Annotated in this window: 20 protein-coding genes; 7 read left to right on the top strand and 13 right to left on the bottom strand. The window is 67.5% G+C overall.

Annotation, left to right across the window (positions count from 1 at the left end):
* Positions 1 to 25 precede the first annotated feature (25 nt).
* From HJD23_RS24245 to HJD23_RS24235, 3 genes are all read right to left on the bottom strand, one after another.
* Complete coding sequence (locus HJD23_RS24245; RefSeq protein ID WP_171114562.1) at positions 26 to 1,387, bottom strand: FtsK/SpoIIIE domain-containing protein; 1,362 nt, start codon at positions 1,385 to 1,387, stop codon at positions 26 to 28.
* Positions 1,387 to 1,743: a hypothetical protein gene (locus HJD23_RS24240; RefSeq protein WP_171114563.1), complete on the bottom strand. Its 357-nt coding sequence runs from the start codon at positions 1,741 to 1,743 to the stop codon at positions 1,387 to 1,389. Before HJD23_RS24240 ends, HJD23_RS24245 begins: the two co-directional genes overlap by 1 nt.
* 166 nt (positions 1,744 to 1,909) lie before the next feature.
* Entirely contained in the window at positions 1,910 to 2,698 is a 789-nt protein-coding gene (locus tag HJD23_RS24235) for a GntR family transcriptional regulator (RefSeq protein WP_171114564.1), read from the bottom strand.
* Positions 2,699 to 2,805: 107 nt separating this feature from the next.
* Between HJD23_RS24235 and HJD23_RS24230 the strand changes: the two genes are divergently transcribed.
* Genes HJD23_RS24230 through HJD23_RS44070 form a run of 4 tightly spaced genes read left to right on the top strand, consistent with a single transcriptional unit; the run spans position 2,806 to position 4,421 of the window.
* Positions 2,806 to 3,213: an NUDIX hydrolase gene (locus tag HJD23_RS24230; RefSeq protein WP_171118836.1), complete on the top strand. Its 408-nt coding sequence runs from the start codon at positions 2,806 to 2,808 to the stop codon at positions 3,211 to 3,213.
* 46 nt (positions 3,214 to 3,259) lie between these two features.
* The gene (locus tag HJD23_RS24225; RefSeq protein ID WP_171114565.1) at positions 3,260 to 3,691 is read left to right on the top strand and encodes an ATP-binding protein; all 432 of its coding nucleotides are present in this window, start codon (positions 3,260 to 3,262) and stop codon (positions 3,689 to 3,691) included.
* Positions 3,685 to 4,032 carry a hypothetical protein gene (locus HJD23_RS24220; RefSeq protein ID WP_171114566.1) on the top strand — a complete coding sequence of 116 codons (348 nt, stop codon included), beginning with the start codon at positions 3,685 to 3,687 and terminating at the stop codon, positions 4,030 to 4,032. Before HJD23_RS24225 ends, HJD23_RS24220 begins: the two co-directional genes overlap by 7 nt.
* Positions 4,029 to 4,421, top strand: coding sequence for a hypothetical protein (locus HJD23_RS44070; RefSeq protein ID WP_240980798.1), 393 nt, complete (start codon positions 4,029 to 4,031; stop codon positions 4,419 to 4,421). The genes HJD23_RS24220 and HJD23_RS44070 overlap by 4 nt, the downstream gene beginning before the upstream one ends.
* Positions 4,422 to 4,645: 224 nt before the next feature.
* Here the strand turns inward: HJD23_RS44070 and HJD23_RS24215 are convergent, their stop codons facing one another.
* The 4 genes from HJD23_RS24215 to HJD23_RS24200 form a co-directional block, all read right to left on the bottom strand.
* On the bottom strand, positions 4,646 to 7,675 hold the full coding sequence (locus HJD23_RS24215; RefSeq protein ID WP_171114567.1) for an NACHT domain-containing protein: 3,030 nt from the start codon (positions 7,673 to 7,675) through the stop codon (positions 4,646 to 4,648).
* A gap of 745 nt (positions 7,676 to 8,420) precedes the next feature.
* Positions 8,421 to 8,735, bottom strand: coding sequence for a hypothetical protein (locus HJD23_RS24210; RefSeq protein ID WP_171114568.1), 315 nt, complete (start codon positions 8,733 to 8,735; stop codon positions 8,421 to 8,423).
* Between the two features lie 629 nt (positions 8,736 to 9,364).
* Positions 9,365 to 10,966, bottom strand: coding sequence for an ABC transporter ATP-binding protein (locus HJD23_RS24205; protein ID WP_346770314.1), 1,602 nt, complete (start codon positions 10,964 to 10,966; stop codon positions 9,365 to 9,367).
* 111 nt (positions 10,967 to 11,077) lie between these two features.
* The gene (locus HJD23_RS24200; protein ID WP_171114569.1) at positions 11,078 to 12,877 is read right to left on the bottom strand and encodes an ABC transporter ATP-binding protein; all 1,800 of its coding nucleotides are present in this window, start codon (positions 12,875 to 12,877) and stop codon (positions 11,078 to 11,080) included.
* 89 nt (positions 12,878 to 12,966) lie between these two features.
* On the opposite strand from HJD23_RS24200, the gene HJD23_RS24195 reads away from it, so the two are divergent.
* Positions 12,967 to 13,995, top strand: a complete 1,029-nt coding sequence (locus HJD23_RS24195; protein ID WP_332108905.1) for a helix-turn-helix domain-containing protein — start codon at positions 12,967 to 12,969, stop codon at positions 13,993 to 13,995.
* A gap of 702 nt (positions 13,996 to 14,697) precedes the next feature.
* On the opposite strand, the gene HJD23_RS24190 is transcribed toward HJD23_RS24195, so the two are convergent.
* The 3 genes from HJD23_RS24190 to HJD23_RS24180 all read right to left on the bottom strand — a co-directional run bounded on the left by HJD23_RS24190 (position 14,698) and on the right by HJD23_RS24180 (position 17,825).
* Complete coding sequence (locus tag HJD23_RS24190; RefSeq protein WP_171114570.1) at positions 14,698 to 16,149, bottom strand: MFS transporter; 1,452 nt, start codon at positions 16,147 to 16,149, stop codon at positions 14,698 to 14,700.
* A gap of 140 nt (positions 16,150 to 16,289) precedes the next feature.
* A complete protein-coding gene (locus HJD23_RS24185; protein WP_171114571.1) occupies positions 16,290 to 16,796 on the bottom strand; it encodes a nuclear transport factor 2 family protein in 507 nt (168 codons plus the stop codon).
* A gap of 120 nt (positions 16,797 to 16,916) precedes the next feature.
* Positions 16,917 to 17,825 carry an LLM class flavin-dependent oxidoreductase gene (locus HJD23_RS24180; protein ID WP_171114572.1) on the bottom strand — a complete coding sequence of 303 codons (909 nt, stop codon included), beginning with the start codon at positions 17,823 to 17,825 and terminating at the stop codon, positions 16,917 to 16,919.
* A gap of 172 nt (positions 17,826 to 17,997) precedes the next feature.
* Between HJD23_RS24180 and HJD23_RS24175 the strand changes: the two genes are divergently transcribed.
* Both HJD23_RS24175 and HJD23_RS24170 read left to right on the top strand, forming a co-directional pair.
* Complete coding sequence (locus HJD23_RS24175) at positions 17,998 to 18,405, top strand: nuclear transport factor 2 family protein (RefSeq protein WP_141315577.1); 408 nt, start codon at positions 17,998 to 18,000, stop codon at positions 18,403 to 18,405.
* A 69-nt stretch (positions 18,406 to 18,474) separates the two neighbouring features.
* The gene (locus tag HJD23_RS24170; RefSeq protein WP_171114573.1) at positions 18,475 to 18,999 is read left to right on the top strand and encodes a MarR family transcriptional regulator; all 525 of its coding nucleotides are present in this window, start codon (positions 18,475 to 18,477) and stop codon (positions 18,997 to 18,999) included.
* 22 nt (positions 19,000 to 19,021) lie between these two features.
* Here the strand turns inward: HJD23_RS24170 and HJD23_RS24165 are convergent, their stop codons facing one another.
* The 3 genes from HJD23_RS24165 to HJD23_RS24155 all read right to left on the bottom strand — a co-directional run bounded on the left by HJD23_RS24165 (position 19,022) and on the right by HJD23_RS24155 (position 21,447).
* Entirely contained in the window at positions 19,022 to 19,768 is a 747-nt protein-coding gene (locus tag HJD23_RS24165; protein ID WP_240980797.1) for a PIG-L deacetylase family protein, read from the bottom strand.
* A 471-nt stretch (positions 19,769 to 20,239) separates the two neighbouring features.
* Positions 20,240 to 21,148, bottom strand: a complete 909-nt coding sequence (locus HJD23_RS24160) for an alpha/beta fold hydrolase (protein WP_197972568.1) — start codon at positions 21,146 to 21,148, stop codon at positions 20,240 to 20,242.
* A complete protein-coding gene (locus HJD23_RS24155; RefSeq protein WP_171114574.1) occupies positions 21,145 to 21,447 on the bottom strand; it encodes a hypothetical protein in 303 nt (100 codons plus the stop codon). The genes HJD23_RS24160 and HJD23_RS24155 overlap by 4 nt, the downstream gene beginning before the upstream one ends.
* Positions 21,448 to 21,546 lie beyond the last annotated feature (99 nt).

The following is a 21,546-nucleotide window of genomic DNA, read 5'->3' as shown; positions in this document are numbered from 1 at the left end:
ACGCCGACCAGGGCGAAGAGGGGGCTCAGTCGGTGACGGCCGAGGCCGGGTTCTCGACCGGCCGTACCAGCACGTCGGGACGGAAGGGCTTGAGTGCAGGCAGCTCGGGCACCAGGTGCGCCGACTCCCGGCAGATCTCGGCGGCATCGCTGAGGGAGAGGTATGGCGTCCGGATGCGGGACCAGCCACCGGAGGTGTCGCCCGCGACGGCGAGGCCGGGCCGCTCGGGCGCGATGGCGCAGGCGGCCTGAACCGCCTCGGGTGCGATGTCACCGAGCGCCATCTTGGCGGAGGCTTCGTCGTTCACTCGGTGGCAGACACGGCCGGTCAGCTGGGCCCGGAGCATGGTTGCGCCCTTGCCCAGCTCGGCGCCGAAGCGCTGCCCGCAAACCTCCAGGTAGATCCCCGCCGCGCGGCCGAGTTGGGCGAGCCGGATGAGCTGGGTGACCATCTCGTCCCGGCGTTCCTCATCCTTCTTCGTGGCGACGAGGAAGAGTTCGGCCACCTCGTCGACGAACAGGACGACGGGCACCGGGCGTTCGCTCTCGGGCAGGCCCCAGATGTCCGAGGTGATCTCCTCGTCCGGGGTGTCCGGAGCGATGCCCTGCCGCGCCTTGATCAGGTCGTATCGGTCCTCCATCTCCTTCACGAGCACGGGCAGCAGCTCGGCCGCTTGCTCCGGATCGGTGGCCAGGGCGGAGAGCCGGGAGGCGAACGGGGCCAGCTCCACACCGCGCTTGCAGTCGATGCCGACCAGGGCGACGGGCTGAGGGGCGAGTCCGGTGATCAGGTGGCGCAGGTACATGGACTTGCCCGACAGGGTGGCGCCGAGGGTGAGTTGGTGGGGGATGGTGCGGTAGTCGCGTACGAAGGGCGTGGCGTCCTCTCGCAGTGCCACCGGCAACTGGAGGAAGTCGGCGTTCAGCTTGCGAGGCATCCGCACCCGCCGCAGCACGTCGAAGCCGACCAGTCGCAGCTCAACCACTCCGGGCTTGACGGTGGAGACGTACACGGCGTGCACGCCCCAGGCGTGGCGGAGCCGTTCCGCCGAGGCGGCGACGTCTGCGGGTTCCTGCCCCGGTGCGAGCCGCAGGCGCAGCCGGAGCCCGGTCGAGGTGGGCCGGATGATGCCCCGGCGAGGCGGCACGGGCCGCACCTCTCGGCGAGTGGTGGCCCTCACGGCAAGGACCCGCAGCCGGGAGGGCGCCATGGTCAGGCCGCATGCCTCCATGACCGAGCCGTACGAGCTGAGCAGCCGGGTGGTGGATATCGGCAGCCCGACCGTGGACCAGTAGACGCTCGGGTGCTTGTCCCGGGCGTAGGCGGCCCCGCCGCCGAGAGCGACGAGGGGGCCACCCACCTCCAGGAGTGTCGTCAGGTCGGGCATCAGGCGGTGGCTCCCACGGCGGCCGGGAACGCGGCCGGAGTCACGGCGGCGGCGCGGAACGCGATGCCGTGCCGCTGCTGCCCGTTGAACACGCTCTCCCACGGCCGGGCAACCAGCCCCGGCAGCGACACCGGCGCCCCCAGGGTCAGCCCCTCGGACACCCCGCTCTCCGGGACGGTGACCTTGATCAGCGACGACTCGCCGTCCTCGATGTAGACGACGCCGATCGTCATCAGCGCCTCGCCGCTCACGGCGTCCTTGGCGACCTCGCCCGTCTGCCGGTCGCGGACCTTGGGCTCGGGAGCCTCGGTCAGCAGGATCGTCGCGGCCGAGGTCTCTACGCGAATGGTGCGCAAGACTTCTTCCCATCTACTCGTCTATACAAGATGCAGCCTTCGAACCCGATCCCCCGGGAACGACGACCACCTTGCCACACAACTTACCCACTCGTCTATACGAGTATGCCTGTTGGGGTGTACGAGTTCGGAGAGGCGTTCCCGCGCACCACCGCCGATCACGCCGTCAGGTGGCCGGGAGCTGGTACGACAGCACGTACGCGTCAGCCGCCATCACTGTGTCGCAGACCTCCACGGCCCGCCCCTCGGTGTCGAAGGCGGTCCGGATGAGGTGGATGACCGGCACGCCCGACGCGAGCCGCAGCGTCTTCACCTCGGCAGGCGAGGGCATCCGGGCCCGGATCTCCTCCTCGAAGTGGTCCAGGCGGTGACCCAGCTCCTCAAGCCGGGCGTAGATGCCACCAGGTCCGGGGTTCGGCTCGGCGATCGGCGTACCGCGCGCGATGTCGAGCGGCAGGTACGAGGTAGCGAACTCCACCGGCCGACCGTCGAGCAGGTAGCGACGCCGCCGAGCGAGCACGCGCCGCACGGACCCGAGCCGGGTGGAGACGTCCTGACTGGCCTTCTCTTCCTTGACTTCCAGGCTGTCGACCTGCGGGTGACTGCCGGCCGCGTCTGCCTCCACGATGAACGCGGACTTGCCCTGCTCACGGTGCCGCCGGGCGAACCGGTCTGAGGCGAGCCGCCTCACTGGTGGCCGTGGTCGCACGAACACACCTTTGCCATGCTCGGCGTGCACGAGACCCTCGCCCTGGAGGATGGAGAAGGAGTTGCGGACCGTCATCCGGGAAACTCCGTAGTGGTCGACAAGCTCAGCCTCGGAGGGCAGCTTTTCGCCCTCACTGAACCGCCCTCGGTCGATCGCCTCACGCAACTGATCAGCGATCTGCCGGAAAACCGCACGATCGCTCGTGGGGTCGAGATCACCGAGGAGGCCGGAAGGAAGAGAGGCCACGAGTACTCCTTTAGGTATCTAGACGAGTGGGCGAGTCTTGTTGCTACGGTGGAGAGCCTAGCCAGCCGAGAGGGCCGAGGAACGTGAGCACCGACCGTCCGCATTCCGTGAGCGTCGCCGGAGTCATCGTCGACGACCAGGGGCGCGCCCTCTTGATCAAGCGCCGGGACAACGGCCACTGGGAGCCCCCGGGCGGAGTCCTCGAACGCGAGGAAACCATCCCGGAAGCTCTCCAGCGTGAAGTCCTCGAAGAGACCGGAATCAAGATCGCGATTCCCGCTACCCTGACCGGCGTCTACAAGAACATGAAGGGCCTGATCGTCTCGCTGGTCTTCCGCTGCGAAGCCGCCGACGGCACGCCCACCACCGGGGACGAGACCCGCGCCCTGCGCTGGGCCACCCGTGAAGAGGTCATTGAACTCGCCGACGAGGCGTACGCGATCCGCGTCCTGGACGCACTCGACGCGGCGTCCCCGCCGGCCATCCGCGCCCACGACGGCGTGAAACTCGTCTAGCCCGAACCCGCTGCACATGGCGGCCTACCAGCACGAAGGAACTTGTATGCACGAGTATACGAGCACCGCCCGGGTGTGGGGACTGTCTTGCCCAGGATTCCCGGAAGAGGTCAGCCGAGCCCGCCGCTGGACCCGCGACATCCTGCGGGGTTCGCCCTTGGCCGACGACGCGGAACTGATCGTGAGCGAGCTGAGCTCGAACGCGATCCTCCACACGGCCAGCGGCGCGGAGGCCGGGAGCTTCCACCTGGCGCTGGCGGTCTCGCCACAGGTAATCGCCCTCTCGGTCACGGACGACGGAGGCACCAGCACGGCCCCCAAGGTCGAGAACCAGGACCAGCACGCCGAGCACGGCCGCGGACTCGGCATGGTCACCGCACTCGCCCACCGAGTCGTAGTCCACAACAGCCACGGCACCGGCTTCACAGTCACGGCAGAGCTCTTCACGACCGCCCACCCGGAAGGCACCCCATGGTGACGCCGACGGCCGCCGAGAACTTAACCGCGACAGGACCCAGCGCCCCGTACACGTGCTGGGCAGTCGCCTACCCCCTGTACGAGGCCAGCTGCATCAACCTGGGCTCCCACCAGGCAGCAAGCCCTCGCCTCGCTCTTCGCTGGATCCGCGACCGGACAAGTCACGTCACCGACCAGCTCGACACGGCGTACGCCCAGCCGGGCCGCCACTGGCTCAGGGACGCGGCAGAACACGAACGCGCACTCGCCTGCCTCACGGCGGGCACCGCCTACCAACTCACCCTGCACGACGAGAGCACGCGCTACGTGCTCGTGGCCTATCCCCCGGGGGTGCTCTCATGACCCGACTTCGCCACGGCTACTGGTGCGAGTGCTGGACCGAAGACCTCACCACCCACGCAGAACACCCCACCCTGCACGCCTCGTTCGACGCGTACTCCGCTCCCCAGGCCGACCGATGGGTAGCAGTCGCTCTCCGGACCATCACGCCAGCCCTGGACCCCGAAGCCTGCGACGAGGCATGGACCTGGCTGTACGACGGACGCACCCAGACCCGAAGAGCCCTCATGCGCTCCGAGCCCTGCTCAGTGACGGTCACTCACGCCAGCACCCGGATCACATGGACGATCCGCCCAGTCCTCTTCCTGCCGCTCGCCCACCGCCAAGCCAGCAAACTCCCCACGTGCGCATATGAGTTCAAGCCCCGCACCACAGTGTCTAGTCCCAGGTGATGTTTGACGTTCTGGTCCCGCACCACAGACTGAGTTACAACCTTCTTCACGGGGTTCAAGGCGGCTCGCTCCGCTCACCGCGCGCGGCACGGGCGCCGGCCGGGCCTGCGCTCCTGTCTCCGCCCCGCTCCAGCCCGGCCGGCGCCCGTGCCGCGCGCACAGCGATCAACTGCTTGATGCCAGAGAAGGGATGTGACGTGGTTAAGGCAGCCGACACCCACTTTCTATTGAGACGGCATAACAACCTTTACTCCCTTCCCCAGGGAAGACGCAGGAGTAGCAAGTTGAACCGGCTCACTGAAACGAATTTGCACATCGCGCATCCCGGCGAAGGGAGAGAGATCCACGGCGCGATTAGGCCGTCCTCGACGAACTAGCACGCGAAGCGATTTCACGCCCTTAATATCCGCAAGCATGGGAAGGGTCTTCTGTCTTACAGAAAACATACCCACACGCAGGTTGGTCATGCCGCTCAGGGCCCCAACGTTTTTGACGCTCTGGACATGCATTAGCTGAAGCAGCATTAGACTGTCAGCGCCCTCGAATTGACCGAAGTCGATTTCGCCACAAAAAGTAAACGTCACCCCTTCCAGGCTCGAGAATTGATCATTCTGCGCGAACCCAGTAACCGAACTGGCCGATCCGATTTGGAGACGCCGCAGATTCTCGAGGGCAGGGAAACGACCGAAGTCAAAGGGCACAGAGTCTTTGATGTGAAGCGTCAAGGTGACTAGGTCCTGCAACTGACCGAGGCTCCGAAACTGTCCCTCTTCTGGATCAAAGTTCCCCAGAGCGAGGCCCCGCAGGTTGGGAAGCTGAGCAATGCGCTCTATGGCCGATCCGGAGTCATTCCAGAGCGCAAGATGCTTGACTGACTGACAGTGTTCAAGCCAATCAGAGTTCTCTATGGGGCAGCCGCATTGGAGGCTTTCCAATTCAGGGAAGTGGCGCAGAGTGGGCAGCAATTGCTCGTGATCAATCACGAGTTCCCTGCGCGCGATGGGCGATTTACTCATGACGCGCTTGGCGTACTCATCTACGTCAAATTGAGTCCAAGCGCGAGATAGCTCCGTGTAGACAGCTTTACGACCGTCGGAACCATAACCGCCCAAAATATCCAGGGCTCCTTCGCCCCCAACCAAGCTCGCTGTCCGCACGGTAGATGCCGCTTGCTGAGCAAGTAGCCGACGCCCGGAGCGAGGCAACAGGGGAAGCACTGACTCACCTACTGCTGCTAGTTCCTTCGCTTCAGATACCTTAGAAGGTGGTATCAATTTCTCCGCATGTTGCCTGACGAGATCATAAGTTGCTCGATCAAGTTGATCGGCATTCTCCAAGCAAGCAGCGGCAAGCAAGTGCAACCTAGTCGTGTTTGCAGGCTCATTCTCTCCACGTTCGATCAACTGATTGAGAATGTTGCTGCATTCCTCTGGTCGAGCATGCCCTACTGCCATGGCAACGACTTCCTGCCATTGATCCAGGTGCGCATTCCTTACCAGTGAACCAATATCGTTGAGCGATACAATCGTCGCAGCCGCGAGGTACTCTAGGAAAGTACGGTGAATGAAATCAACCCGCCCTTCCACAGGCCGTCGCAATAGGCCACTGCGAACCATCAAATATTTGTATACTTCAGGACCGCTAGAGTGAACCGAAGGCATCGACTCCAAGGCCAACCGTACCTGGTCAATTGCTTGATCTTCTGTGGTATCGGTCAACTGGTTACGGAGAAGCCAGTATGCGAAGTGGCCCAGAATTCTCTGTTTCTGGTTAAGCGTCAGAGTTGGCGCATCAGAATGGTTAATACGCCTCTCAACATCACGACGTACCAGGAGCATCTCAAGGGCTGCCGAGTAAAGCTCCATGCGGCCCTGCGGAAGTTGCATACGCCGATCTCTACTGAGCGTGCACAGTAGAGCGCACAGGAGTGGGTTGGATGCCAACTTACGAAGCTGTCGCTGCCCGCGAATAGCCTTTGCAAGCTCACTCTCGTACCTGGCAAGCTCGTCTATCTCTTCATCAGTCGCTTCGGCCGGCAAGCACGAACGAGCAGCGTCATGCCAGTGGCTCACGAAGTTTTCGATGTCCAAGCTGCTCATCGGAAGCATATCAACTGATGTGAAATTCTGCTGACTCAGCCATCGCTCCTCCGCAGCGGCAGGGCGCGACGTGACGATATACCGAGCTGTTGGATAGGTATCAAGTAGCTCATCGAGCCATTCCTTGGCTTCTTCGCGTCGATTCTCCGGCAACTCGTCTACGCCGTCGATCAGAATAAATGCGCGTCCACTTCGAAGAACTCGATTCACCCAACCGCTGGGCATCTCTCCAACGAGATGCTTGCCAATTTCATTCAAAAAGTCGTGTGCAGCCGGAAGGTCGCGATCGGCAAATCGGCGCAACGGTAGCAGAAATGGAATATAGCCATTAAAATGGCGAAGCTCGCCATCAAGCGAGCGGCGCGCAGAATGAACCGACAACCAGCGAAGTAGCGTACTTTTCCCCGAACCTGCGTCTCCGCGAAGCAAGATACGCTGGAAGGTAGCGATAGCACTCTCGGAACGAAGCCCGCCGCCTACTTCCCCTCCAACATCAGCGACACCGGCATGCCAGGAAGTTGCCCCCTCAACATCTAGGCCCACTAGGCCCTTGTCAAATCCGCTTTTCCCGGGATTAGATTTATCAGATCCTGCAACGGACAGACTAATGTAAGCAGTGCTTAGTGGGTAGGCTCGTTGATCTGGCTGGGAGAGCGTTACACCGAAAAGCTCTAGTTGGTCGAGCTTTGCGACAACTACTTCTGAGTACTTTTCCTCGAAGCTAACCTCAACGGAATTCGCGTCATCAATCACTGATTGACGAATATTGCGCAGCTCTTTTGCAACCTGGGTCATGCGCTTGAGTTGCTCAACATTTGCTCTGGCCAGAAAAGACGGCCAGGTCGTCACAAAGTTGAGAATTTGAGCAGAAACCTCTGCCACTAGGCGAGCATAAAGATTGTATCCAGCCTCACTAAGCCCAATCCTCGTGACTCTATCTTGCGTCTCCACTAGGACCTGCTCAGCATACAAACTCGGGTCAAAATCTGTGTCAAAAACATCAATGGAAACGGCCGCGAAGGAATCAATTACCGCCTGGAAGGAAGCGTTGACTTCCGATTCGGGCAAGCCTGAATACTCATTCCGCATGAGCGTTTCCATGATCGAGGAAACGTGCTTCGCAAACTCCTTGATATCCCGATCCGTAATTTCCACTGTTGGGATCAACTTATTTCTGAACCTACCGGTGGATCCTCCAGCTACGATCAGTGCGCCCGACTTCGGTGCTAGCGCAGACTTTACGACGGCAGAGGCAGCGGAACGGAGTGCACCAGTGGCTACCTTGTATGCGAGCTGTTCCCAACTAACCATGCTTTTGCCCCCACTCGCTTGCACCAACTGTCAGCACATCATCTTAGTGGAGTGCTGCTCGAATGGCTGGCATTCGTCACTACTGAACTGATGCACCAGTTGTGCCACCGCACGGTGCGCGGCCATCTCACTCCATCGCAGGTCACCGCCAAAGACGACCCGAGTTGCACAAGATGAGAGCCTCAAGTGTGACGCACCTGCCTACCCGCCGTCATGGGCTCAGCACCCCGTACACCAAAGCAGCAGCACGTCGATAGCGTATGTAGCACTCCCACTCACCGGGGCCAGTGCGGTGGACAAGTGATTGGACATCCGGTACGCCTCGGGCCGACGGCCGCATGCCGACAACGTGGCTGAGGCCGGTGGGGGTACAGCGAGGCATACGCGTGCGTGGTCGACCGGCGCACCCGCCATCGTGGCTGACTGTCGTCGGCTGAGGTTCGTGCCACAGCCGTGCCAGATGCAGGAGTCAGCCACGGTCAGTGAGGGTGTCGAGCGGTCAAGTTTTCAGCTACCTCACCAACTGTCGAAGCTCCAGGTCAGCGGCATGGATCGCCAGCCTCTCTCCTAAAGTGGTTGTCCAGCCCGCTCACCGAGTCCACACGCGCTGGAACTGCTCGGCCGGGATGGTCTCCAGCGGATCCTCTTCGGGGTCGATTGCTTGGTCTGTCAGGAAGCCGTGCTCGTCCTCCAGGTGCTCCCAGCTATACCGGTGGAGTTGGCCGGCCGGAGTCAGCTCGGCTTGCTTGATGACAATCAACTCGCCGCGGTCGGGTACGGCCTCGATGTACCACAAGCCGCCCTCCTCGTCAGCGTGACGGAAGTGGCGCCGCAGGGTGGCGTTCTCATCGAGTGCTCGGAAGTACGCCACGGTCTCTGCTTTGATGCGCTCCAGGTCAACCACGGGACCATCGTGCCAGCGAGCGCGCGCGGGTTGCTCCGTTCTGACATCCACGAGTGACATCAACGACGCCGGACGCCGGCACTCCTGGGCGGTCCGACATGGCCAGCGCGGCCGGGAGGTTCCCCAGCAGCGCCGAGCAGCGATCGAACTCCTAAAGCGGGTGTCGCAGGTTCGAATCCTGCCGGGGGCACCACGCATTACCGCTCTGACCTGGGACTTCTTCCCCAAGGAGGGTTCCCACTCGGCCTCGGACTCCTTGTCCGGGGCCGTTTGCGTGAGCGGACAGAGTTTGACCCCCAAGAATCCCACTGTTCGCCCACCCCGACCGGGCCCTGCGCCACCTCGAAGAACGCGCCGCCGGCTGCCAGGTCGTCCTCCTCGACGTCGGCGGCTACTTCGCCCCTGCGCTCGACGCCCTGTGCGACCATTCCTCCAGCCAGATCCTGGGTGCCGTCGAGGACACCGAGAACGGCCACCGCCGCTACGCCGACCACAGCAGACTCCGCTGCCCGGTGATCTCCGTGCCCGATCTCCGCTAAAGGATCGATCCCGAGGACTTCCTCGTCGGCCGTTCCGTCGTCTTCTCCACCGAGGCCCTGCGGGCCGGGGCGACAACCTGCACGGCCGTCTCAGTCCCGCGCCGCCCCGGCCAGGGACAGGTCCCAGTACGCGGCGTACCGGCCGGCGCGTCGCAGCAACTCCTCGTGGCTGCCCTGTTCGACCACCCGCCCGGCGTCCAGGAAGGCGACGCGGTCGGCCCGGCGCACGGTCCCCATGCGGTGCGCCACCAGCACCACGGTCCGGCCCGCCATCAGCTCATCGATGCCGGCGTGCACGGCCGCCTCGTTCACCGGGTCCAGGGCCGAACTGACCTCGTCGAGCAGCACGATCGGCGCGTCCTTCAGCAGCGCGCGGGCGATGGAGACGCGCTGCCGCTCGCCGCCCGACAGCAGCGCCCCGCCCTCGCCCACCTGCGCCGACCAGCCGCCGGGCATCCGCTCGATCACCTCGTCGAGACGGGCCGCCGCGGCCGCGGCCCGTACCTCGGCGTCGGTGGCGTCCGGGCGGCCGAGGCGCACGTTCTCCTCGATCGTGCCGTCGAAGAGGTAGACGTCCTGGAAGACGATGGCGATCCGCGCCATCAGCGCCGCGGTGTCCATCTCCCGTACGTCCACGCCGCCGATCCGCACCGCGCCCGCGTCGACGTCGTAGAAGCGGGCGAGCAGCTGCAGCAGCGTCGTCTTGCCCGCGCCCGACGGCCCGACGACGGCCAGCCGCCCGCCCTCGGGTACGGACAGCGTCACGCCGTCGGCGACCGTCCGGTCCCCGTGCCGGAAGGTGACCGCGTCGAACTCGACGTCGTGGCAGGACGGTTCGCGCGGCGCGCGAGGCTCCGGCAGCGGCTCGGTGTTGAGGACGTCGTCGAGGCGGGTGAGTTCGGCGCGGGCGGCGCGGATGCCACCACTCATCTCGGCGAGGGACAGCATCGGGTCGGCGCAGCGGGCGGCGAGCACCAGGACCGCGAGCACCTCGGCCGCGCCGATGTCCCCGTCGAGAGCGAGGTACGCACCGAGTGCGAGCAGCACGGTGAACACCGCCTGCACGGTGACCGCAAGACCCAGCACACCCGGCAGCGCCGAGAGGGTGGAACGACCCGAGGCGCGGCGCAGTTCCTTCAGGGAGTCGTCCAGCAGACCGAATCGCTCGCCGGTGCGGCCGCCGGCGCGCAGCACCGGCTGGGCCTGGAGGTACTCGATGACGCGGCCGGTGGCCGCGCGCTCGCGTTCCACGCGCTCCGCGTCGGTCGCCGTCGTCGCGCGAGCCGTGCGCAGCTGGACCGCAGCTACCAACGGCACAGCAGCCAGGCCGGCAAGCCCCAGCTGCCAGTTGAAGGCGAGCATCACGGCGACGATCGTCAGCGGCGTCACACAGGCGGAGATGAACGGCGCCAACAGGTGCGCGATCACGCCCATCGCCTGCAACACGCCCTGGCCGGCGAGGACGGACACCTCGCCGGTGCGGCCGGGTTGATACCAGCCGATGGGCAACCGGGCGAGGTGTTCGCCGAGGCGCTCGTACATGCCGTGCAGCATCGTCGTACCCACGCGGAAACCGGAGCGGTCGCTGACGTACCGCAGCACCGCGTAGACCGCGACCGCCGCGCCGAAGGCGGCCAGCCAGGGCCGGGCGTCCTCGGGTGCGCTGCCGAAGAGCGCGCGCAGCACGGGCACCCAGCAGGGCGTACGACAGTCCCTCGGCGAGGGCGGTCGCCGTCATCAGGGCGACGGTGCGGCGCACCGGCCCGGCGTACTCGTGGCCGAGCACACGCAGCAGTGTGCTGATCATCGGGCCTCTTCCCCTTCCACGGCACCGGCACCGGCACCGGCACCGGCACCGGCGTGGATCTTCCAGAATTCGGCGAACGCGCCGTTCCGCGCGAGGAGTTCTGCAGTCGTGCCCCGCTCCACGATCTCGCCGTCGCGCAGCATCACGACGGTGTCGGCATCGGCGATCGTCTCCAAGCGGTGGGCGATGACCAGCGTCGTCCGCTTCTGACGGGTCTGCGCCAGCGCCTCGCGCACCGCCTGCTCGGTCTGCGGGTCGGCGAAGGCGGTGGCCTCGTCGAGAACCAGGACGGGGGCGTCCGCGAGCAGGGCACGGGCGATCGAGACGCGCTGCGCCTCGCCGCCGGAGAGGCGGGCGTCCTCGCCGATCACCGAGTCGTAGCCGCGGGGCAGTTCGAGGATGCGGTCGTGGATGCTCGCCCGGCGGGCGGCGCGGACGACGGCGTCGCGGTCGGCGTGCGGGACGGCGAGGGCGATGTTGTCCGCGACCGAGGCGCGCAGCATCCGGACGTCCTGGAAGACGAAGGACACCCGCCGGTACAGCTCCTGGCTGCCCACCTCACGCAGGTCGACGCCGCCGAGGAGCACGGAGCCGTGCGTCGGGTCGTAGAACCGCGGCAGGAGCTGCACCAGCGTGGACTTGCCGCTGCCGGACGGCCCGACCACGGCCGTGATCGTCCCCGGCTCCAGCACCAGGTCGATACCGCGCAGCACCTCGCGCCCGGCCGCGGCACTCTCGTACCCGAAGCGGACGTCCCGCAGCTCCACCCTGTGTCCCTCGGGCGCCACCAGCCGTACGGGCTCGGGCAGCGACGGCTCGGCGAGTACGTCCCGGATGCGGCCGACGGCGCGCCGCGCGGCCTGCAGGTCGTCGAAGCCGTGCCCGAGCGCGGCCACGGGCGCGGTCAGCCCGAGGCCGAGGAGCAGGAACGGCAGCAGGTCCGCCGGGGCAAGCCCGCCCCCGGTGATCCGGTACGCGCCGCCGACCAGCACCGCCAGCAGCACGAACGGCGGCGACAGCGCCACCTGCATTGCGGCGGCGATCCCGGAAAGACCGCGCACCATCCGGTAGAAGCTCCGGGTGAAGTCGCCCACGGCGGTACGGAACTTGCCGTGCGCCCGCTCCGATCCGCCGAACGCCTTCACCACCGCGATGCCCTGCACGAACTCGACCACGGACGCCGAGATCCGCCCCATCGCGGCGTCGAACTCCTTCTGCTCGCGCAGCCGCGCAGGGGTCATCATCAGTGGCACCAGCGCGACCGCCAGCAGCACGGGGATCAGTGTGATCAGCGTCAGCCGCCAGTCCACGGTGAGGAGGTAGCCGAGCGAGACCAGCGGCACCACGAAGGCGGAGACCAGCTCGCCCGGCGTGTGGGCGATGAGCGGGTGCACGGCGCTGACGTCCTCACCCACCAGCTTCGCCAGCTCCCCGTTGCGCCGCCGCGCCAGCCGGCCGATCGGCACCCGCCCGAGCCGCGCGGCGAGTTGCCGGCGCAGCGACAGCTGCACCCGGGTGTCGAGGAGGTGTCCGACGCCGGACGAGGCGGCCGTGAACAGCAGCCGTACGAGCAGCCCTGCCGCGCCCGCGATCACGACGTTGCGCACGTGCCCGTCGTCGACCGGCGTCGGCGCCAGCAGCGTACGGCCGAGCTCGACGACCGCGAGCAGCGGCGCCAGGCCGGCGACAGCGCCGATGACCTGCAGGACGACGACGGCGGCGAAGCCGCCCGCGTACGGGCGCAGCAGACGGGCCGCGCCCGGTGGTGGCGGCGCGGTGGTTCCGGTGGAAGTCATGCGCTCACCTTCGCCGCGACTGCGGCCCGCTGGATTGAAGAAATGTTCCGTCCGGATGTTCCGTCCGGGCGGGCCCGTAGCATGGAGGCATGTCAACTGCCGTGCGCCAGCGCGTCGTTGCCCCCGTGTGGGAGGTCACGCGTCCGGCCCGGCCCGCCCGCGTACCCGGCGTCGTCCTGGCGGGGCTGCGCGACCGCGGCCCGGCTCCGGTCGACCACCGGCTCGACCCGCACCCCGTGCTGACGCTGGCGCTGGCCTGCGGCGAGGCGGCGCTCGGCATCGACGAGTCGACGGGGCGGCAGCACCGCGGCAGCCTTGTCACCGGGCTCGGGTTCGGCGTCGGCGGTGCGGCGCGGGTGCGGGCTGCGAACGTCGAGTGGGTGCAGGTGCGCCTGTCCCCCGCCATCGCGCGCGCCGTGCTGGGTGTGGGCCCTGCTGAGCTGGAGAGCTCCGTGGTAGCCCTGGACGACCTGTGGGGAGAGCGGCGGGCAGCCCGGCTGCGCGAGCAGTTGGCCCAGGCCGCCTCGTGGGAGGAACGCTTCGCGCTCGTCGAAGCGTTCCTCGCCCGGCTGACCGCCGCAGGGCCCGCCATCGAGCCGGAGCTGGCCTGGGCCTGGGACCGTATCGTCGCCGGGCACGGGCAGGTGCGGGTCGAGGGGCTGGCCGACGAGCTGGGCTGGAGCCGCAAGCGCCTGTGGTCCCGCTTCCACGCGCAGCTCGGCCTGCCGCCCAAGCGCGCCGTGAAGCTCGTCCGCTTCGACTGGGCCGCCACCCGCCTGGCCGGGGGCCAGGAGGCGGCCGGGGTCGCGGCCGACTGCGGCTACGCCGACCAGTCGCATCTGCACCGGGACGTCGTGGCGTTCACCGGTGTGACCCCCGGGGCCGTGGCCGGCCAGTCGCTCGTCGCGACGGCCGACCTGGCGTGGGTGGACCACGTGCCGCGCCTCTCGGCACGATGGGGCGATGCCCCAGCCTCCCGTGTCGACGGGCCGCACCGGCCACCGCCGCCCGGCGGAGATACCCGAGGTGGACGAGTTCCCGGGCGGAGTACGGATGTACGGTCCCGTCACCGGCGCCGGCAGCCCGCTCGCGCCGCCGATGCGGGCGACTCCGGCTGACGGCGGATTCGTGGGACGGTGCGATCCGGGCATCGCGCACGAACGACTACCCGGCTACGGCCACAGGGAGGGCTCCCACTCGACCTCGGACTCCTCGTCCGGGGCCGTTTTGCGTGAGCGACGGGTTCTGCTCGGCTGTAGCGGGTCTCTGCGCGCAGGTCTGGCTGTCGGGCCTCTTTCCGGTTCGGGCCAGGCCGAGGATTTCGGCGTGGACCTGTCGCACGGGACCCGCAGGTCTCACAGGCCGGCAAGCACGGCCCTGGTCATGGCGGGCGGGCCGCAGACGTACACGTCGCGTTCGGTGATGTCGGGGACCAGGTGGTACAGGCTGAACGGCGGGCGCCGTGCTCTCCGGTCCGGCCAGTGAGCAGGTGGAGCCGTCCACCCCGCGGCGCGACCAGGTGGCGCACCTCGTTCAGCAGCATGGCGTCCACCTCGCTGCGACCCGGTACAGCACGACAACGGCGCCGGTCGCCTCCTCCAGCGTGGCCCGCACGAGCGTGATTCCCACACCGCCCGCACCTTCCCTCGGCAAAGGCGCGGTGGGCGTCCTGTGCCACCGGGTTGGTCTCGCGCGCGAAAGGAACCAGCAGCTCGACCCAGCCGAACGAGAACACGGGGAGCAGTCGAACCAGTCCGCAGCCGATTCGCTTTCCGACGCGAGCAGGGGCGCCCCACTCCCGCAATGGGCTGGGTTGCCCTTCAACGCGTGGCGGCAGTACGAGGCAGGAGCAGGACCACTGCCACACCGACCGCCGCAAATATGGCGCCGAGCGCGAACACGACGGTGAAGGCACCCTCGCTCGGCAGCGCCGAGCCGGTGACTGAATGGGCGCTGAGGATCGCGATGGCGACCTGGGTCCCGATGACACCGCCGACTGTGCGGACGACGGTGTTGAGGCCGTTGGCGGTGGCTATCGCATGTCCCGGAGCGAAGCGGACCACGAGCGACGGCAGTGCCGCGAAGCTGAAGGCAGCGCCCGTTCCCAGCAGTACGGAATCGGCGAGCACCTGCACCGGAGTGGCATGCCAGCGTGCCAGCGCCAAGCTCCCGGTGAGTACGAACAACAGTCCTCCGAGCAAGGGGGCGCGATAGCCGAACGCCCGCTCCAGCGCCGGTACGAGCGGCGCCACCACAACCTGCAGCAGCGCCGAGGGGAGCATGAGCAGGCCGGCGGCGGTCACGGTCAAGCCGAATCCCTGTGCGGCACCCTCCGGCCCGTGCGTCGGCAGTTGGGCGAGGGTCGGCACGAGGAGGAAGAAGATCAGGGCCGCGGCGTAGAAGAGCGCCGCAGCGCAGTGGGTCAGCAGCATCGGCCGGTCGAGGAAGACGCGCGGTTCAAGCAGCGGGTGCCGCGTGCGCGTCTCGGCCACCGCCAGGGCGGCCAGCAATACGGCAGCGGAGATGAAGAGGCCGAGCACCGGGGTGGAGAGCCACCCGGCGTGCGGGCCCTGGGTGATCGCGAGGAGCAGGGCCACCAGGCCGAGCGAGAGCAGAATGGTGCCCAGTGTGTCCTGAGGTTCGTCCCGGCGCGCCGTGTCGTTGGGGATCCAACGGGCCACCAGCAGAAAGGCGACCGCGATGACGCCGGCGAGTACGGCGAACATCCACCTCCATGACGCGTGATCTATCAGGAGGCCGCCGATGACGAAGCCGAGACCGGTGCCCGCGCCGATCATCGCGGATACGATCCCGAGGCCTTGGCCGATCCGCTGCTTGGGGAGCAGGGCGCTGATGAGGCCGAAGGACAGGGGAAGTGCGGCCGCACCGGCCCCCTGCGCCGCGCGCGCCAGTAGCAGGACGGGGAAGTTCCAGGCCAGGGCGGCCAGCACGGTGCCCGCGCCGAAGACGGCGAGTGAGGCGAGCAGGACCCGGCGCTTGCCGCACCGGTCGCCGAGCCGGGCGAGTACCGGAGTCAGTACGGCGCCGGAGAGCAGGTAGAGGGTGAATACCCACGCGGCCCAGTCGCCGCTCACCTCGAAGTGCCGTTGGAACGTGGGCAGGGCCGGAGCGACCAGGGTCTGCAGCAGCCCGTAGGCCAGCACAGCTACCGAGAGCGCGGCGACCACACGGCCGGCAGGCGGGCTGGTGTCCGGGCGGCCGCCCTCGGGAGAGACGGGGGAAAGGGCGGTGGATCGGTCTTCCTGAGACATGACGACCTCTGGTGTGGCACGGGGTGACCGGCAGACCCGTCACCGCGCCGAGGAGAGCTCGGCGCGGTGACGTCCGCGAGGCGCGGTGACGTCCGCGAGCGGAGGAGCAAGCGATGGGCAGAGCGGTCCGCTCGGCGGAGTTACTGGCTCGAGGGGGCGAGCTCGTCCAGCGTCTGTACGCGCTGAACGATCTCCCACTTGCCGTTCAGCTTGCGGAGCTTGTCGGTGTAGGTGCCGGTGGCGTAGACGGCGTGCTCCTTCTCGGTCTCCGCGACCCAGTACCAGGAACGGGCGGTGGCGGTCGTGCCGTTGGTCTCGATCATGACCGGTCCGCTCATGTGCCGCTTGCCCTTGGTGAAGCCCTTCTCGGCCAGGTCGATGAACATGGCCTTGATCTCGCTGCGGCCGTCGGCGGAGCCGAACGGGCTCCGGTAGCGGCCGTCCTTGGCGTACAGGTTGGCGTAGCTGTCGGCGTCCCTCAGATCGATGTACATCTGGTGACGGTCGATCACCTCGCGGATGGCGAACCGGTCACTACGAACGTCGCGGTCCGTGGCGGTGGCGTTCCCACCCAGCAGCAGACCCGTGGCCACAGCACCCGCGAGCACACCGACGACGGGTGCGGCCGCCTTCCGGATGGTCTTCATGTCGACTCCTTCACCCCATTTAGTCAGATCTTTGATAGTCAATAACAGTGACTACATTGATCGTATTCCCATCCGAGGTCCGGCGTCCAGCGCCGAAGGGCCGAAGGAGCAAGGAGCCGGTCAGCGCGAAGCCGCCGGACCAGCGCCCCGCGCGCGGGCGACACACTCCCGGACGGCGGGCACCACTTCTTCGGCGAACCGCGGCAGCTGACGGCCGACAGGCCCCCTGGGGAAGAAGACGAAGGTGTCCATGCCGCCCTCGACGACGAGGCCGGTCAGCTCCTCCACCCACTGCTCGACAGGCCCGACGAGAAAGCCCTGCCCCGGCCCGTCGGTGATCAGGCCGTTGACGTTGTACAAGCGTCGGATGCCCTCGGGGCACCGACCGGCCGACCGGGCGGCGTCGTCGATCCGTGCGTGAGCCTCCGGCAGCCGGGGCGGCGGCAGAAACGGCGACGAGGGCACCCAGCCGTCCGCCAGTCGTCCGGTCAGTTCCAGGGAGCGCGGTCCGAGGGCACCGAGCCAGATACCCATGTCGTGGACGGGGAGCGGCCCCGGGTGCGCGCCCCGCAGTGAATAGAACCGCCCCTCATAGCGCACCGAGGGCCGCTCGCTCCAGAGGAGCCGGATGACCGCGATCGCCTCTTCGAGCGCCGCGACCGCCTCTCCGGCGGTACGCCGCTCGCCGCCGTACGCCTCCACCGCCTCCCATGCGCCCCCAGCCCCCAATCCGAGTTCGAAGCGGCCGCCACTGATGACATCCAGAGTCGCCGCCGACTTGGCGATCAGCGGCGGAGGCCGCAGGGGCAGATTGGACACGTCGGGAAAGAAGCGGATCCGCTCGGTGCGGGCGGCCAGGCTGCTCAGCAGCGTCCATGTGTCCAGGAACCTTCCCTGATACGGATGGTCCTGGATGCCCACGAGGTCAAGTCCCAGCCGCTCAGCCAGCAGGACCGCATCCAGTACCTCGCCGTACCGCCCGGGCTCGGTGGAGTACCCGAACTCCACCGGCCTGCCGTAGTCCGCCATGACGCCTCCCTCTCCGGCACCGGGCCGCCCGGCACCTCGGTCTGCATTCCTCCCGGCCCTGGTGGCGGAACTCCGGTCACCGCCGCACAGTGATCCCAGGAACTCCCCAGGGACACCTCGGAAGTTTGGTCAAGATCAGTGACTATTCAAGTTCTGACGAAAGTGCGAAGCCATGGACACGACCGCCGATGTCATCCAGATCACCGAGTCGCTCAACCGCCACCAGATCTATATCGACCTGCAGGACGCAGACGGGTACGCGGACTTGTACACCGAGGACGGACGGTACGAGAGCCCCTTCACCTCGGCGACGGGACGAGCGGAAATCAGAAGGATGTTCATCGGCCTGCGCGACCAGGGGTTCACGGCCGGCAAACGGCACATGACCGGCCCAATCATGATCGACGTGAACGGCACTCGCGCCACGGCCCGGTCGTGGTACTGGGTCGCCGAGATCGAACAAGCACCCGCCGTCCACGCCACCGGCACCTACACCGACGAACTGCATAAGATCGACGGTCACTGGAAGATCGCTCACCGCGTGCAGACCCTCGATCCAAGCGCGACTCGCACCGGGTGACGGGCGGATCCACGACGGGCGCACGACGGCAGCCCTGACCACCCCCCTCTGTGCCCACTACTATTACGGATGGTGACAGTCAATAACGGTGACGAGGAGGGTGTCGCAGTGCGGCGCAGCGAACGCAAGCTCAAGGATCCGGATCTCGGGATTCTGTCCACGCGCCTGCTCTTCTCGATCCAGAAGGAGCTCTTCGAGACGCTGGCCGAGCAGGGTCACCCCGAGCTACGGCCACAGCACGGCGCCGTGATGGGCTTTCTCGACGAGGAGGGCACCCGCGCGACGGAACTGTCCCGGCAGTCGGGCACTCATAAGCAGGTCATCGGCAACCTGATCGACGAGCTGGAAGCCCTGGAGTACGTCGAGCGCCGGCCCGACCCGCGGGACCGGCGGGCCAAGCTGATCGTCCCCACCCGCCGGGGCCGGGACCAGATGGAGAAGTCGGACGCGATCATGGCCGCCATCGAGCAGCGGCACGCGGAGGCGATCGGAGAACGGAAGTACGCGGCATTCAAGGGCGCCTTCCGGGATATCACCGCCCAGCAGCTCGCACAGTTCGACGAGACCGCGGCCAGCAGGCGGGAGCCGCGGTAGGGCGCCGGGCGCTGATCCCTTGTCACAGCGGGGCCACTTCGAAGGCGACCGCCAGCGGCACTCCCGCGCGGCGTCCGGCGTCAGCGGCCTGGCGGCGCAGGAACTGCTCGGGGTCGAAGCCTCCCGCAAGGTTGACGAGGTACGCCTCGTGCGCCGCCAACGACTCCACACCCCGGTCCAAGTGCGCCGTGACGTCGACGAAGTGCTCAGCCTCCGGCGACGAGCTGAACAAGGCACAGCGGACTCCGGACCACGGCTGGAGTCCCTCGTCGAGCAGCTCGGGGAACACCCACCGGTTCGCCGCGTCACGAACCGCGTCGATCAGCGCCGAGCCCACGGCGCGGTGGTCGGCGTGGTTGAGCGCGCCGTTGTCGAAGCGCTCCCGGAAGTTGAGCGAGATGACCACGTCGGGGCAGTAGCGGCGGATCGCGCGGGCGAGGTCACGGCGCAAGGCGATGCCGTATTCCACCGTGCCGTCGGGGTGGGCCAGGAACTCGACCCGATCCACCCCGACGATCCCGGCGGCGGCGACCTGCTCGGCCGATCGCACCGCCGCGGTGCGATCGGGAGGCATGGACTCGATTCCGGCCTCACCACGGGTGACCAGCAGATCGACCACGGTCTTGCCCTGAGCGGTCCACCGGGCGATCGCCGACGAGGCCCCGAACTCCAGGTCGTCCGGGTGGGCCACCACCGCAAGCCCCCGGCGCCAGTCCTCCGGGACCTGATACCGGAGCAGCCGGTTAGTGGTCATAATCTTGATGGTCACGATCCTTACTATACACGCTCGGCCGTCGGCCGGGTCAGTCAGAGGCATGGATCGAGCAGGATGCGCGCAGCGAGCGATGCCATGGACCAGGTCTGCCGCCGCGGCCGAGGCGCTCAGTTCTTCGGCCGCTGCCCGCTTGGCCCCCAACTGCGAGAAGGGGATGGCCGGGCGTGCCCCGTCGGTGGCGCAGGCGGCGATCACCCCGCCCCCGGCAGCCGTACCGAAAGGCCGGTGCGATTTTGCGTCGTAGCACCACACGCGCTCCCCCACCCGAGCACGGGATCGCCCGGGAGCAGGCCATGCCGTGGCCGATCCAGTCCTGCCTCTTGATCACGTCCCCATGGTTGATGCCCGAGGCGTGCACACGGATCCGCACCTCCCCGGGGCCGGGCTGCGGATCCTCCACCTCGCCGACCCGCAGCACCTCCGACGCGGGGCCCGTCGACTCGTACCAAGCGGCGCGCATGGCGCTCATTCCCCTCCGGTCGGGAGAAGGTCCGGCAGCCGCCGCACTACTCCCTGCCAGGAAGGATGATCCGGATCGATGACATCGAAGTGGTCCGCGTCCGGGACCTGGACGTACTCCACCTGATCGCCACGTTCCAGGGCGGCGGTGATGTACGTGTGGCTCTGGGCGGGTGGAACCCCCGTATCGGCGTCCCCGTGGACGACGAGCTGAGGCACACCCAGGGGCAGGCGTTCGAGGGGCGAGGCCAGCGCGTAGCGGTCGGGCACATCATCCGCGCGGCCACCGAGCAGTGCGGCGGTCGTTCCGTGGGGCGTCAGGCGTACGAGGACCGGGACGAGTTCGGGCCGGGCCGGAGCGGGAGCATTCGCCGGAGGCGGTACGGACGGGTCACCGAACCGCGCCCCCAACTCGTCGGCGTCCGCGGCACGCAGGTCCAGCACGCCTGCCAGTGACACGGCGGCGGCGAGCGGTACGCCAGGGCTGCCGCTGCCCGGCGCCCCAGCGGGCAGACCGGGCCGGGAGGCAAGCCACAGGGCGAGCTGCCCTCCTGCGGAGTGCCCGATCGCCACGACACGGTCCAGGTCCAGCCTGCCCCGGGCGGAATCGACCGCGCCCTGCCCGCCGGGCAGGTCCCCCGCCGCGAGACCGGCCAGCACGTCGACGGCAGCGGCGGCGTCCTCCAGCGTTCCAGGCCAGCCGCCGCCGTCCTCTCCCAGACCGCTGTAGTCGATGTTCCAGACGGCGTAGCCGCGGGCCACCAGGTCATTCGCGAGCGGGGCAAGTTGGCTGCGGTCGAGCATCGCCGTCCAGAACCCGCCGTGGATGAGCACCACGACAGGGTGAGCCTCTTCACCGGGCGGAAGATACAGGTCGCCGACCTGGGCCGGCGCGAACCCGTACCGGACGGTCACCACGGCCGGGCAGTCGCGTCGAGGAGGGTGCCCCGCTCGGAGCTGAGCAGCTCGCTGATCGGCGCGAAGAACGCCTGGATGACGGGGAGGTCACCGCCCTCGGCCTTGGACGTGTCCAGGTCGTCGGCCGCGTCCCCCCACACGTCCGGCCACTGCTCGTCGCCAATGCGGAGCAGCTGTGCGCCGAGGAATCCGTGCCGGTGCGTCTGGAACGCCTCGAGCATCCCCGGCCGCGCGTCGAGAAGTTCCTGGGTCCGGTCGGCCGGGATCCTGAAGCGGGTGAGTTCTACGGTGATCATGATCATCCTCAGTAGTCGTACGATCGCCGGCGCCGTTGGCCGGCGGTCAGAGCAGGAGGACGGACTTGACGACCTCGCCAGAGGCCGCGGTTCGGGCGG

It is taken from the genome of Streptomyces sp. Z423-1 (genome assembly GCF_013009255.1).
Lineage (GTDB): Bacteria > Actinomycetota > Actinomycetes > Streptomycetales > Streptomycetaceae > Streptomyces > Streptomyces gossypiisoli.
The sequence above is the reverse complement of the archived record's forward strand: the minus strand, read 5'-3'. Positions and strand labels throughout refer to the sequence as shown.